The sequence below is a fragment of the Fructilactobacillus myrtifloralis genome, from assembly GCF_024029335.1.
Taxonomy (GTDB): domain Bacteria; phylum Bacillota; class Bacilli; order Lactobacillales; family Lactobacillaceae; genus Fructilactobacillus; species Fructilactobacillus myrtifloralis.
Window position 1 is genome coordinate 1,254,929 of the sequence record NZ_CP097116.1, and the last position, 14,215, is coordinate 1,269,143.

Here is a 14,215-nt window from a genome sequence, read left to right on the forward strand (position 1 = left end):
ATGACAAAGACAAATGATCAATTAGTTAAAGCCCTGACCACCGACAATAATTTTCGGGTGTTAGCGGTCAACGCGACGGGCGTGGTCCAAACCGCCCAGCAGAATCACGACCTGCATCGGACGGCCACCGCAGCCCTCGGACGGACCTTAGTTGCGAGCTTGTTATTAGCAAACTCAACGCTAAAGGGAAAAGAGGGCCTGACGGTCCGTTTAAACGGACAAGGACCCTTGGGAGGCATGATTGTTGATGCTGATGCAGCGGGCCACGTGAAGGGGTACGTGCAGCATCCAGACGTCGACTTGCCCCAGACTGATAAGCAGGAAGAGGACGTGGCCACGGCCGTGGGCACTGATGGTTTTTTAGAGGTTTTGAAAAATCAGGGTGGAGCCCAACCCTATGCCAGTAGTGTTCCGTTAGTGAGTGGTAAAATCGGAGATGACTTTACCTACTACCTAGCAAAATCGGAACAAATTCCGTCAGCCTTAGGGGTTTCCGTGGCCTTTACGACTGACGATCACGTTGCGGTTGCTGGCGGTTACTTGATTCAAACGCTCCCTGGTGCGGACGAAACTGCTATCACGGAGTTAGAAAAACGGTTACAAACCTTGCCAAGCATTGCAACTAGCCTGCAGGAAAATCCGGATCCGGCTCAGCTGATTAACACCATTTTTGGGGCCGAGCACGTCAAGATTTTAGACCACCTGCCGGTTTCATTTTACTGTGATTGTTCCAAGGAAAAGTTTGCGCACAGCCTAGCTGGCATTGGGCGCAAAGACTTGCAACAGTTGATTGATGAAGACCATGGTGCAGAAGTGGTTTGCAATTTCTGTGGTCAGAAGTATGACTTTTCGGAAGCAGACCTCGTGCAAATTCTAAACGACCAAGCAAAGGATGATGAAAACGATGAGTAAGGACCGGAGTTGGAAAATTGGGAACGTTACCATTGATAATCCGCTGGTAGTGGCTCCAATGGCGGGAGTAACTAACTCCGCCTTTCGGGTGATTTGTAAAAAATTCGGTGCGGGGCTAGTGGTTTGTGAAATGATTTCTGATAAGGGAATCATGTTTAACAATCAAAAGACGTTAGACATGACGAATGTCGAAGCGGAAGAGCATCCGATGAGCATTCAGATTTTTGGGGGCACGCAGGAAACGTTAGTTGCAGCGGCCCAGTTCATTGATCAAAAAACGGCGGCTGATATCATTGATATCAACATGGGCTGCCCCGTTAACAAGGTGGTCAAGTGTGAAGCTGGCGCCCGGTGGTTGTTGAATCCTGATAAAGTCTATGAAATGGTATCCGCCGTTACGGCGGCCGTTGAAAAGCCGGTCACCGTTAAGATGCGGACTGGTTGGGATGATGACCACATCTATGCCGTCCAAAACGCGTTGGCTGCTGAAAAAGCTGGGGCAGCGGCCGTTGCAATGCACGGTCGGACCCGCGAACAGATGTATCGTGGGCACGCCAACTGGGAAATTTTGAAAGAAGTTTCCGATGCACTGACAATTCCGTTCATTGGAAACGGGGACGTGACAACGCCGGAAATGGCCAAACAAATGTTGGATGAAGTGGGGGCCACTGCAGTGATGATGGCCCGGGCCGTCGAAGGGAATCCGTGGATTTTAACCCAGATTAATCACTACTTGGAAACCGGTGAAATCCTCCCACAACCGAGTGTGGCAGATCAGATGCAGGTCGCCAAAGAACACCTACGCCGCCTAGTGGATTTAAAGGGTGAATACGTGGGCTCCCACCAATTCCGGGGGCATGCTCCGTATTATCTAAAGGGACTCTCACATTCGGCACGGACGAAAGTGGCGTTGACGAGTGCGGAAAATGAAGCGGAAATGATTCGCATCATGGATGACTTTGTTGCTAAAACGGAAGCCCGCCAGAAAAAACACCAAGCCGCTATATAAGGCCAATTAGTTATATGGTAAAATGAGGCTAATTATTTAGTTTGGAGGAATTAGTGTGGCTCAAGATCCAAAGCAAAAAAGAAAACAAGAACGACAAATGAACGACCAAATGCGGGTTCGTCGCGAAAAAATGAACGAACTGCGCGAGGCCGGGATTGATCCGTTCGGACATGGGTTTAAAGTAACTGCGTTAGCACAGCCCCTGACCGATCAGTACGATCAATATTCGAAGGCTGAATTAGAAGCTAAGGACGTGCAAGTGACGATTGCTGGCCGCATGGTGGCCAAACGAGGTAGCGGAAAAGTCGGTTTTGCAGATATTTTAGACCGCACTGGCCGCATCCAGGTGTACGTACGTAAAGACGTCGTGGGTGATGAACAGTATCAGTTATTTAAACGAGCTGACATTGGTGATTTTTTAGGCTTTAGTGGAGAACTAATCAAGACTGACATGGGTCAGTTAACTGTGAAACCAACCAGTGTTACCTTTTTATCCAAAGCGCTTCGCCCGCTTCCCGATAAGTACCATGGGTTACAAAATAAGGAACAAAAGTACCGGCAACGCTACTTGGATTTAATTTCAAACCGCGATAGTTTTGACCGGTTCCAAAAGCGGGCCCAGATTATTAAAGCGATTCGGAATTACCTGGATAATGACCTCGACTTTACGGAAGTCGAAACTCCTGTCTTACACCAATCCGCTGGTGGTGCTTCGGCGCGCCCGTTTATTACCCACCACAACGCCTTAGACATTGATTTATACCTGCGCATTGCGCTGGAACTGCACCTGAAGCGGTTGATTGTCGGTGGCATGGGCCGGGTATATGAAATTGGTCGGGTCTTTCGAAACGAAGGAATGGACAAGGAACACAATCCGGAATTCACGGAACTAGAAAGTTACGCAGCTTATTTTGACTTTCATGACGTGATGGATGAAACGGAAGGCATCTTCCGGCATGCTGCTCAGGTGGTAAGTGATAACGGACAAATTGAATACCAAGGGCAGGCGGTTGATCTTAATAAACCGTTTAAGCGGATTCACATGGTGGATGCGATTAAAGAAGCCACTGGCGTTGATTTTTGGCCCGAAATGACGGACGAAGCAGCGAAGCAGTTGGCGGATGAGCATCACGTGAAGTACGAATCCTACTGGAAGGTTGGTCACATCATTAACGCCTTCTTTGAAACCTTTGTGGAACCAACGATTACGGATCCAACCTTTGTGTATGGACACCCGATTGAGATTTCACCCCTAGCAAAGAAAAATGCTGACGATCCCCGGTTTACGGACCGCTTTGAGTTATACATTTTAGGGAATGAGTATGCTAATGCCTTTTCTGAACTAAACGATCCAATTGACCAGCGGCAACGATTTGAAGCTCAGGTCAAGGAACGCGAAAATGGGAATGACGAAGCACAGGGGATTGACGAAGACTACGTCAAAGCGCTTGAATACGGGATGCCTCCAACGGGAGGACTTGGAATCGGAATTGATCGGCTCGTCATGTTATTGACTGATGCACCATCGATTCGTGATGTGTTGTTGTTCCCGACGATGCGCCCAGAAGAAGATCCAGAATAAGTTACATCGTTAGGCAAGAAAGCCACTTTAAGGTACACTTAAAGGGCTTTTTTATTTTGGCAAGAATCGGGAGGAATCAGGGATGTGGCAGGCAGTGCAAAAAACCTTTGGCTGGCGGGCAAACGTTACGGATTTACGGGCGTTACAACCAGCGACCAAGACGTTGTTAACTATTAATCTAGTTGTCATCATCACGGTGTTTGCGATTAGTCGGGAGTTCACCAGTTTGATTGGGTGGCTTTCGGTAACGGCCAGCATCTTTAGCGTTATAAACCTGATGCTTTGTGATGAGGGTAAAATTACGAATTACAGTTGGGGAATTTTTGAGTCATTATTGTTTTTAATCATCGATTGGCAAAATCGATTAATTGGAGACATTGCCACGAATCTATACTATTTAGTAACGCAGACCGCAGGAATTTTTTGGTGGAATCGGGAGTTACAGGACCAGTCCCAGCAAGCGGTCCTCCAACCCCGGAAATTAAAAAAGTGGCAATTGGTCGCCGTGGTGGTTGGCTTAGGTCTTTTGTATCTGATTGTCTTACGGTTTAGCCAGCATTTTCATGGGACCCAAGTTTACTTGGATGCCACGCTCCTTCCTCTCAGTATCATCGGAATGTTATTAATGCTCGGGGGTTACCGGTCCCAATGGATCGTGTGGATTACTTGGGACGTGGTTAGTTTAGTGATCTGGTATCGGCAGTTTCAAGTGCTGAGTCCGGCGTCAGCTTCGATGCTGGCCCTCGAAGTGATTAAACTGTTCAACGGTTTGTACGGTGCTTACCGGTGGTTCTTTAAAAATCAATTGGTAGCTAGTTAAATGGCTTCACCGGCGCACTTCCACTAAAATTGAAAAAAATGATTTAATCCGTTGACAATTTTGGGGAAAGGTCTTATTATAGTAAATGCGCTGAAGAGCAGTGCGAAAGTAGTTCTTTGAAAACTGAACAAGATTTTGATTACAAAAGTGTAAGGAATTTTTAAACGTAAGTTTAAAAATTAAACAATTGCGAAGTCAATTCGCTTAAAGAAACAAATCAAGTAGAGCTAGTAAAGTTCTCATTTAAAATGAGAGTTTGATCCTGGCTCAGGACGAACGTTGGCGGCGTGCCTAATACATGCAAGTCGAACGCGGTCTCCTAATTGAAAAACCGTGCTTGCACGGGTTGGATTTTAGATCGGACCGAGTGGCGAACTGGTGAGTAACACGTGGGTAACCTGCCCAGAAGTAGGGGATAACACCTGGAAACAGATGCTAATACCGTATAACAACTAAAACCACATGGTTTTAGTTTGAAAGCTGGCCTTGGTGCTAGTGCTTTTGGATGGACCCGCGGCGTATTAGCTAGTTGGTGAGATAATAGCTCACCAAGGCGATGATACGTAGCAGACCTGAGAGGGTAATCTGCCACAATGGGACTGAGACACGGCCCATACTCCTACGGGAGGCAGCAGTAGGGAATCTTCCACAATGGACGAAAGTCTGATGGAGCAACGCCGCGTGAGTGAAGAAGGGTTTCGGCTCGTAAAACTCTGTTGTTAGAGAAGAACGACTGTGAGAGTAACTGCTCACGGCGTGACGGTATCTAACCAGAAAGTCACGGCTAACTACGTGCCAGCAGCCGCGGTAATACGTAGGTGGCAAACGTTGTCCGGATTTATTGGGCGTAAAGCGAGCGCAGGCGGTTTTTTAAGTCTGATGTGAAAGCCTTCGGCTTAACCGAAGAAGTGCATCGGAAACTGGGAAACTTGAGTGCAGAAGAGGACAGTGGAACTTCATGTGTAGCGGTGAAATGCGTAGATATATGAAGGAACACCAGTGGCGAAGGCGGCTGTCTAGTCTGCATCTGACGCTGAGGCTCGAAAGCATGGGTAGCAAACAGGATTAGATACCCTGGTAGTCCATGCCGTAAACGATGAATGCTAGGTGTTGGGAGGTTTCCGCCTCTCAGTGCCGGAGCTAACGCATTAAGCATTCCGCCTGGGGAGTACGACCGCAAGGTTGAAACTCAAAGGAATTGACGGGGACCCGCACAAGCGGTGGAGCATGTGGTTTAATTCGATGCTACGCGAAGAACCTTACCAGGTCTTGACATCTTCTGTTAGCCTAAGAGATTAGGTGTCCCCTTCGGGGGCAGAATGACAGGTGGTGCATGGTTGTCGTCAGCTCGTGTCGTGAGATGTTGGGTTAAGTCCCGCAACGAGCGCAACCCTTGTCTTTAGTTGCCAGCATTCAGTTGGGCACTCTAGAGAGACTGCCGGTGATAAACCGGAGGAAGGTGGGGATGACGTCAAATCATCATGCCCCTTATGACCTGGGCTACACACGTGCTACAATGGACGGTACAACGAGTCGCGAAACCGCGAGGTCAAGCTAATCTCTTAAAGCCGTTCTCAGTTCGGATTGCAGGCTGCAACTCGCCTGCATGAAGTTGGAATCGCTAGTAATCGTGGATCAGCATGCCACGGTGAATACGTTCCCGGGTCTTGTACACACCGCCCGTCACACCATGAGAGTTTGTAACACCCAAAGTCGGTTGGATAACCGTTAGGAGTCCGCCGCCTAAGGTGGGACAGATGATTAGGGTGAAGTCGTAACAAGGTAGCCGTAGGAGAACCTGCGGCTGGATCACCTCCTTTCTAAGGAATAATACGGAACCTTACACCGATCAAAGTCTTGTTTAGTTTTGAGAGGATTACTCTCAACTTTCGTTCTTTGAAAACTAGATAATATTATTTTCTGTAAGAATTATATTGTTAATATAATTTCAACCGAGAACAACCATTGTGTAATTTGAGTTTTTTAATAGTTTGATCGCTAAACTCAATGATTTATAATCCGCAGGATTATAGGTTAAGTTAAGAAGGGCGCATGGTGAATGCCTTGGTACTAGGAGCCGATGAAGGACGGAACTAACACCGATATGCTTCGGGGAGCTGTAAGTAAGCTTTGATCCGGAGATTTCCGAATGAGGAAACTCGATTAGTGTCATGACTAATCACTGCGTAGTGAATTCATAGCTGCGGAGAGGTAGACGTGGGGAACTGAAACATCTAAGTACCCACAGGAAGATAAAGAAATTTCGATTCCCATAGTAGCGGCGAGCGAACTGGGAATAGCCCAAACCGAACCTTCGTGGTTCGGGGTTGTAGGACTGAACATTTGAGTTACAAAAGAATTTGATAGCTGAAGCAGTTGGGAAGCTGCACCAAAGAGAGTGATAGTCTCGTAAGCGAAATTGAATTCCCTCAGTTCAGGATCCTGAGTACGGCGCCACACGTGAAACGGCGTCGGAATCCGGGAGGACCATCTCCCAAGGCTAAATACTCCCTAGTGACCGATAGTGAACCAGTACCGTGAGGGAAAGGTGAAAAGCACCCCGGAAGGGGAGTGAAATAGTTCCTGCAACCATGTGCCTACAAGCAGTTAGAGCCCGTTAAGGGGTGATAGCGTGCCTCTTGTAGAATGAACCGGCGAGTTACAGTTGCATGCAAGGTTAAGCCGAAGAAGCGGAGCCGTAGCGAAAGCGAGTCTTAAGAGGGCGAATTAGTATGTTGCCGTAGACCCGAAACCAGGTGATCTATCCATGTCCAGGATGAAAGTGCGGTAATACGCACCGGAGGTCCGAACCCGTGTACGTTGAAAAGTGCTGGGATGAGGTGTGGATAGCGGTGAAATTCCAAACGAACTTGGAGATAGCTGGTTCTCTCCGAAATAGCTTTAGGGCTAGCCTCGGAATTAGAATCATGGAGGTAGAGCCACTGTTTGAGCGAGGGGTCCGTCTTGGATTACTGAGTTCAGATAAACTCCGAATACCATTGATTTATGTCCGGGAGTCAGACGATGAGTGATAAGATCCATCGTCGAAAGGGGAACAGCCCAGACCGCCAGTTAAGGTCCCTAAATATATGCTAAGTGGAAAAGGAAGTGGAGTTGCTTAGACAACTAGGATGTTGGCTCAGAAGCAGCCACCATTTAAAGAGTGCGTAATAGCTCACTAGTCGAGTGATTCTGCGCCGAAAATTTACCGGGGCTAAGCATATTACCGAGACTGCGGACGCAACTACGTTGCGTGATAGGAGAGCGTTCTAAGGGCAATGAAGGCAGACCGGAAGGACTGTTGGAGCGCTTAGAAGTGAGAATGCCGGTATGAGTAGCGAAAGATCAGTGAGAATCTGATCCACCGAATGACTAAGGTTTCCTGGGGAAGGCTCGTCCTCCCAGGGTTAGTCGGGACCTAAGCCGAGGCTGAGAAGCGTAGGCGATGGATAACAGGTTGAGATTCCTGTACTAGTTAATTATGTTTGAACGATGGAGGGACGCAGAAGGCTAGGTTTAGCATACGATTGGAAAAGTATGTTCAAATCGTAAGTCAGGTAAGGAGTGAAATGCTTCTCACCGGGTTGACAAGCGATGATGAGGATCGAAATTAAAGTAGAGAAGGAACCGATGTCACGCTGCCGAGAAAAGCTTCTAGTTAGTAATTAACTACCCGTACCGCAAACCGACACAGGTAGTCGAGGAGAGTATCCTCAGGTGAGCGAGAGAACTCTCGTTAAGGAACTCGGCAAAATGACCCCGTAACTTCGGAAGAAGGGGTGCTGACCGTCAGGTCAGCCGCAGTGAAGAGACTCAAACGACTGTTTATCAAAAACACAGGTTTATGCAAAATCGTAAGATGAAGTATATGGGCTGACGCCTGCCCGGTGCTGGAAGGTTAAGTGGAAAGGTTAGCTTCGGCGACGCCTCGAAATGAAGCCCCAGTAAACGGCGGCCGTAACTATAACGGTCCTAAGGTAGCGAAATTCCTTGTCGGGTAAGTTCCGACCCGCACGAAAGGCGTAACGATTTGAGTACTGTCTCAACGAGAGACTCGGTGAAATTAAGATACCTGTGAAGAAGCAGGTTACCCGCGACAGGACGGAAAGACCCCATGGAGCTTTACTGTAGCTTGATATTGGGTGTTTACATAGCTTGTACAGGATAGGTAGGAGCCATTGAAACCGGGACGCTAGTCTCGGTGGAGGCACCCGTGGGATACTACCCTTGCTATGTGAACACTCTAACCCTGAGCACTTAGCGTGCTCGGAGACAGTGTCTGGTTGGCAGTTTGACTGGGGCGGTCGCCTCCTAAATAGTAACGGAGGCGCTCAAAGGTTTGCTTAGAATGGTTGGAAATCATTCTGTAAGTGTAAAGGCAGAAGCAAGCTTGACTGCGAGACTGACTAGTCGAGCAGGGACGAAAGTCGGACTTAGTGATCCGGTGGTACCGTATGGAAGGGCCATCGCTCAACGGATAAAAGCTACCCTGGGGATAACAGGCTTATCTCCCCCAAGAGTTCACATCGACGGGGAGGTTTGGCACCTCGATGTCGGCTCATCGCATCCTGGGGCTGTAGTTGGTCCCAAGGGTTGGGCTGTTCGCCCATTAAAGCGGTACGCGAGCTGGGTTCAGAACGTCGTGAGACAGTTCGGTCCCTATCCGTCGCGGGCGCAGGAAATTTGAGAGGAGCTGTCCCTAGTACGAGAGGACCGGGATGGACATACCGCTGGTGTATCAGTTGCGCCGCCAGGCGCATTGCTGAGTAGCTATGTATGGATGAGATAAACGCTGAAAGCATCTAAGTGTGAAACTCGCCTCAAGATGAGATTTCCCATTCCTATATGGAAGTAAGACTCCTGAAAGATGATCAGGTCGATAGGTTAGAAGTGGAAGCGTAGTGATACGTGAAGCGGACTAATACTAATCAGTCGAGGACTTAACCAAGGAAGAACAATGGTGACTCAGCAGAAAATAATATTAGCTAGTTTTGAGGGAACGAAGTTCACTCAGAAGTGTGGTGGCGATAGCCTAAAGGATACACCTGTTCCCATGCCGAACACAGCAGTTAAGCTTTAGCACGCCAAAAGTAGTTGGGGGATCGCCCCCTGCGAGGATAGGACGTTGCCACGCCAATTATTCCGACATAGCTCAGTTGGTAGAGCACCTGACTGTTAATCAGGTTGTCGACGGTTCGAGCCCGCCTGTCGGAGTTATTAGGACTAACCAGTTGGTTAGTGCTATTATAATTAAATGAGCAATTTTAATTGCGCCGACTTAGCTCAGTTGGTAGAGCATCGGCATCGTAAACCGGAGGTCGGAGGTTCGAATCCTCTAGTCGGCATTTTTCTAAAAAGCAGTCTAACAGTTATTGTTAGGCTGCTTTTTTACTTTGTGTTACGAAATGTAACATCAGTCGTTGACCAGGTTGGAATTAACGCTTAAGATAACAGACAATGAGGAGCTGTTGGATATGAGTGAAAAGGAATTAAGACGATCTTTAGCGGTCCTACCGATGGGAACGGTTATGAAGCTGACTTCGCTCACGGCTCGTCAGATTCGCTATTATGATGACAGTGGCTTAGTTAACTCGCAGCGGACGGAAAGTAATCGCCGGCTATACTCGTTAAATGATATTGACCGGATTCTAGAGGTTAAAGATTACCTAGATGAAGGGATGAACCTTGAACAGGTGAAACGAGTCTACGAGAAGCAACGCCAACGGTCATTGAAAAAGAGGGCGGCCAAGCAGCAAAGTGTCAGCGACCAAAAGGTTCGACAGTATTTGCGCAAAGACATTTTAAAAGCTGGTGGCTTAGATTCAAACAGCGATTCACAATTTAGACCAGGACAATTATAAGAAGGAGTAAGGTATGGATAAGACAACAGAATACACCCCGGATGACATTCGCAAAATGGTTAAGGACGAAGACGTCCGCTTTTTACGGTTGATGTTTACCGATTTATTAGGAACGGTCAAGAATGTTGAAGTGCCGATTAGTCAGTTAGACCAACTCCTTGCCGGTAAGTTAATGTTTGATGGCTCTTCAATCGATGGATTCGTGCGAATTGAAGAGAGTGATATGTACCTTCAACCTGATTTATCTACGTGGATGGTCTTTCCCTGGGGAGATGAGCACGGTAAAGTCGCACGCCTAACTTGTAGTGTGCACACCGCTGATGGTGAACAGTTTGCTGGTGATCCCCGGAACAATTTAATGCGGGTCTTAGACGAAATGAAAGAACTCGGATTTAGCGACTTTAACATTGGACCGGAACCAGAATTCTTCTTGTTTGAAATGGACGAAAACGGCCAACCAACGAAAAAACTGAATGACCACGGGAGTTACTTTGACCTTGCTCCCATGGACTTAGCGGCTAACGTGCGGCGGGACATGGTACTTGAGTTAGAAAAAATGGGCTTTAACGTCGAAGCTTCCCACCACGAAGTTGCACCTGGTCAACATGAAATTGACTTTGAATACGATGACGCCATTCGGGCTGCCGATCACATTCAAACCTTCAAAATGGTGGTAAAAACAGTAGCACGGCGGTACGGCTTATACGCTACTTTCATGCCAAAACCGTTGAATGGAGTTAATGGATCGGGGATGCACATGAACATGTCGCTCTTTGATCAAGACGGAAAGAACGCCTTCTTTGACGAAAATGGTCCGGAACAACTATCCCAAACGGCTTACTACTTCTTAGGGGGGCTATTGAAGCACGCGAAGGCCCTCACCGCCGTTTGTGATCCAACGGTTAACTCTTACAAACGACTTGTTCCTGGGTTTGAAGCCCCCGTATACATTGCATGGTCTGGAGCAAACCGGTCCCCAATGGTCCGGGTTCCAATTGCTCGAGGCAAAGGGACGCGGTTGGAGTTACGAAGCGTTGACCCGTCAGCTAACCCGTACCTAGCAATTGCGGCCATTCTAGCTGCCGGCTTAGACGGAATTAAAAACAAGATCACGCCAGACGATCCGATTGATCGCAACATCTACAGTATGGATGGGGAAGAATTGAAGCTGGATCACATTCAGAAGCTTCCTTCTACCTTGCACGATGCCTTGCAAAGTTACGCTGCCGATGACCTGATGAAAGACGCCATGGGTCCCCACATCTACCAAAACTTCTTAGATGCTAAGAACATGGAATGGTCGGCTTACAGTCAAAATGTATCGCAGTGGGAACGGAACCGTTACTTAGACATGTTGTAAACTGCTCGTTGAAAATTAAATTGGGTTAGCGTATAATTTTCTCTTAATTAGCACTTACAATAAGTTACTAATGAGGAGGTTATCAATTTGGAAAAGCAACGTGACGTTGACCATGCATTCTTTGGTCAACCAAAGGGATTGCAGTATCTAGCGGGAACTGAATTTTGGGAAAGATTTAGTTACTACGGGATGCGAGCCATTCTCTTGTACTACATGGTTTCTGCCGCGACCCACGGTGGGTTAGGCTTATCGCAAACCACGGGTTTATCCATCATGTCGATCTACGGGGCGCTGGTATATCTGGCCTCGGTCTCGGGTGGTTACATTAGTGACCGCCTGTTAGGGAGTCGGAAAACGGTTTTCTGGGGTGGAGTGCTCATCATGCTTGGGCACATCGCTCTGGCGCTCCCAATTGGAATCGTTGGGCTGTTTACTTCAATTGCCCTCATTACCACGGGAACTGGATTTTTAAAGCCGAACATCTCTGATATGGTGGGGAACCTCTATTCAGAAACTGATCCGCGGCGGGAAAGTGCCTTTACGATTTTTACCTTTGCCATTAACTTTGGGGCCTTTATTGCTCCGTTTGTGTGTGGTTGGGGAGCCAATTCGTTTAGCTACCACTTAGGCTTTTCGTTTGCAGCGGTAGGAATGTTAATTGGATTAATCTTCTACTACTACGGTGGCAAGAAGTACCTTGGCAACGATGGATTGTTGCCAACCGATCCAATTCAGCGGACGGAATTAAACCGGATTTTGACCTGGGTCGGATTGGGCTTAGGGGCATTTGTGATTGTTTTAATCGTAATGCACGTCTTGCACGCCTTAACCCTAGATAGTTTTGTGAGTGTTCTTAGTATCATTGCGCTGGTAACGCCGGTTGTATACTTCGTAGTGATGTTACGGAGCACCAAAATCACGAAGGTGGAACGCTCACGGGTGTGGGCCTACATCCCGCTCTTTATCGGGGCGTTAATCTTTTGGGCCATTGAAGAGTCAGGCTCGAGTATCTTAGCTAGTTTTGCCTTACAGCAAACGAACAATAACCTTGGATGGTTGAAAATTGACCCGAGTTGGTACCAATCGTTAAACCCACTCTTCATCATGCTGTACACGCCCTTGTTTGTCTGGTTATGGACCAAACTAGGGACCCGGCAACCTAGTACACCGAAGAAGTTTGCGTACGGTCTCTTCTTTGCCGGAGCTTCCTTCCTTTTCATGGTAATTCCGTTGCTTTTGTTTGGCACCCACGCCAAGATCAACCCCCTCTGGTTGGTCGGCAGTTGGGCCATCATCGAAATTGGGGAAATGTTAATTTCTCCGATTGGGTTATCGGTAACGACCCGGTTAGCACCGAAGGCCTTTGCCTCCCAGATGCTTAGTTTGTGGTTCCTGGCTGATGCCGCGGGGCAGGCTGTGAACTCGCAAATTGCTCGTTTCTATACTCCAGGGAACGAAATTGGATACTTTGCGGTGGTGGGAGCAGTGGCAGTACTGGCAAGTATTATTCTGCTGTTCTTCGTAAATCCCGTTGAAAAACTCATGGATGGAGTACGATAATGATGACAAAAAAGTCCTAAATTTTTTAGGACTTTTTTTGATTTTTGCTTGACGCTGACCATGATTTTCGTTAATATAATATATGTTGATTGGGTGATGTGAGTCACCTAGAGATGTCGGAGGGGTAGCGAAGTCTGGCTAAACGCGGCGGACTGTAAATCCGCTCCTTCGGGTTCGGTGGTTCGAATCCACTCCCCTCCATTTTATTATTGGGCTATAGCCAAGTGGTAAGGCACCAGGTTTTGATCCTGGCATGCGCTGGTTCGAACCCAGCTAGCCCAACTAATTGATACGACTGACTTGTTGTCAGTCGTATTTTTTTTAGAACCAGGAGGAATTATGGGACTTCCAGTGTACATGCAAATTCATGATGACCTTAAAGCACAGATTGAAAATGGGACGTGGCCGGTCGGGACCAGACTCCCCTCGGAACGGAAACTGGCTGAGCACTACCAGGTCAGTCGGATGACCCTTCGGCAAGCCGTGGGGAGTTTGATTGAAGAGGGCTTGTTAAAACGGAAGGCGGGCTCTGGAACCTTTGTGACGAACCAAAAAATTCAAGAGCACATGTCAGGCATTTCCAGCTTTACGGAAACGATGCGCTCCCAGGGCAAGCAACCGCGCAGTGAAACACTCTCCTATCGGATTGTCGAACCCACCTTTAAGGAAGCAGAGCAATTGGCACTAACCCCCACGGAACGGGTCCTGCGAATGGAACGGCTCCGCTATGGAGACGAGGAACCAATTTGTTTGGAAACCACGACGGTGGCTGCGCACTGGGTGCGGGATATGAGTCAAGCGGAAGTCACTGAATCGTTGTACCAGGCTATTTCAGCGCGGTGGGGCTTAGTCCCGGTTAATGCTCAGCAATACATCTCAGCGATTTTAGCGCAACCACAGACCGCTGAGTTACTGCAGATTCAACCTGGAGCTCCGATTTTAAAGTTAAAGCAGCTGTCTTATTTTGAAAACCAGCAGCCATTTGAATTTGTGGAAACACAGTATGCGGCCGAACGGTTTGAATTTTATCTGAAACAGTAAAAAGGAAGTTACTCGTGAGAGTTTCGATTTTTTCTGGTGCGCGAAAAAAATGGTAAAATAGCGGTAATGA

General features: G+C 47.8%; 8 protein-coding genes, 4 tRNA genes and 3 rRNA genes. All 15 read left to right on the top strand.

The features are described from left to right. The 15 genes from hslO to M3M35_RS06275 all read left to right on the top strand — a co-directional run bounded on the left by hslO (position 1) and on the right by M3M35_RS06275 (position 14,145). Positions 1-912 carry an Hsp33 family molecular chaperone HslO gene (hslO, locus tag M3M35_RS06205; RefSeq protein ID WP_252749793.1) on the top strand — a complete coding sequence of 304 codons (912 nt, stop codon included), beginning with the start codon at positions 1-3 and terminating at the stop codon, positions 910-912. After that, entirely contained in the window at positions 905-1,921 is a 1,017-nt protein-coding gene (gene dusB, locus M3M35_RS06210; RefSeq protein WP_252749794.1) for a tRNA dihydrouridine synthase DusB, read from the top strand. The genes hslO and dusB overlap by 8 nt, the downstream gene beginning before the upstream one ends. A 97-nt stretch (positions 1,922-2,018) precedes the next feature. After that, positions 2,019-3,503, top strand: a complete 1,485-nt coding sequence (gene lysS / locus M3M35_RS06215; protein WP_252750710.1) for a lysine--tRNA ligase — start codon at positions 2,019-2,021, stop codon at positions 3,501-3,503. Positions 3,504-3,585: 82 nt separating this feature from the next. Further along, the gene (pnuC, locus tag M3M35_RS06220) at positions 3,586-4,323 is read left to right on the top strand and encodes a nicotinamide riboside transporter PnuC (protein WP_252749795.1); all 738 of its coding nucleotides are present in this window, start codon (positions 3,586-3,588) and stop codon (positions 4,321-4,323) included. A 244-nt stretch (positions 4,324-4,567) separates the two neighbouring features. Further along, positions 4,568-6,143 (top strand): 16S ribosomal RNA (locus M3M35_RS06225). Positions 6,144-6,355: 212 nt separating this feature from the next. Continuing rightward, positions 6,356-9,271 (top strand): 23S ribosomal RNA (locus M3M35_RS06230). A gap of 69 nt (positions 9,272-9,340) precedes the next feature. Next, positions 9,341-9,457: ribosomal RNA gene (rrf, locus tag M3M35_RS06235) — 5S ribosomal RNA — on the top strand. The 16S, 23S and 5S rRNA genes sit together here with 2 tRNA genes alongside, the layout of an rRNA operon. A gap of 7 nt (positions 9,458-9,464) precedes the next feature. After that, positions 9,465-9,537: transfer RNA gene (locus tag M3M35_RS06240), tRNA-Asn, on the top strand. A gap of 58 nt (positions 9,538-9,595) precedes the next feature. Continuing rightward, positions 9,596-9,668 (top strand) — tRNA-Thr (locus tag M3M35_RS06245). Positions 9,669-9,797: 129 nt separating this feature from the next. Then, positions 9,798-10,184, top strand: a complete 387-nt coding sequence (locus M3M35_RS06250; RefSeq protein ID WP_252749796.1) for a MerR family transcriptional regulator — start codon at positions 9,798-9,800, stop codon at positions 10,182-10,184. 13 nt (positions 10,185-10,197) lie between these two features. Then, positions 10,198-11,544 (top strand): type I glutamate--ammonia ligase, encoded by a 1,347-nt coding sequence (gene glnA, locus M3M35_RS06255; RefSeq protein ID WP_252749797.1) that lies wholly within the window; start codon positions 10,198-10,200, stop codon positions 11,542-11,544. Between the two features lie 81 nt (positions 11,545-11,625). After that, the gene (locus tag M3M35_RS06260) at positions 11,626-13,104 is read left to right on the top strand and encodes a peptide MFS transporter (protein WP_252750711.1); all 1,479 of its coding nucleotides are present in this window, start codon (positions 11,626-11,628) and stop codon (positions 13,102-13,104) included. A 118-nt stretch (positions 13,105-13,222) separates the two neighbouring features. Beyond that, a tRNA-Tyr gene (locus tag M3M35_RS06265) sits at positions 13,223-13,305 on the top strand. 9 nt (positions 13,306-13,314) lie between these two features. Next, positions 13,315-13,386: transfer RNA gene (locus M3M35_RS06270), tRNA-Gln, on the top strand. Positions 13,387-13,443: 57 nt separating this feature from the next. Continuing rightward, positions 13,444-14,145 (top strand): GntR family transcriptional regulator, encoded by a 702-nt coding sequence (locus tag M3M35_RS06275; RefSeq protein ID WP_252749798.1) that lies wholly within the window; start codon positions 13,444-13,446, stop codon positions 14,143-14,145. The last annotated feature ends 70 nt before the right edge of the window (positions 14,146-14,215 follow it).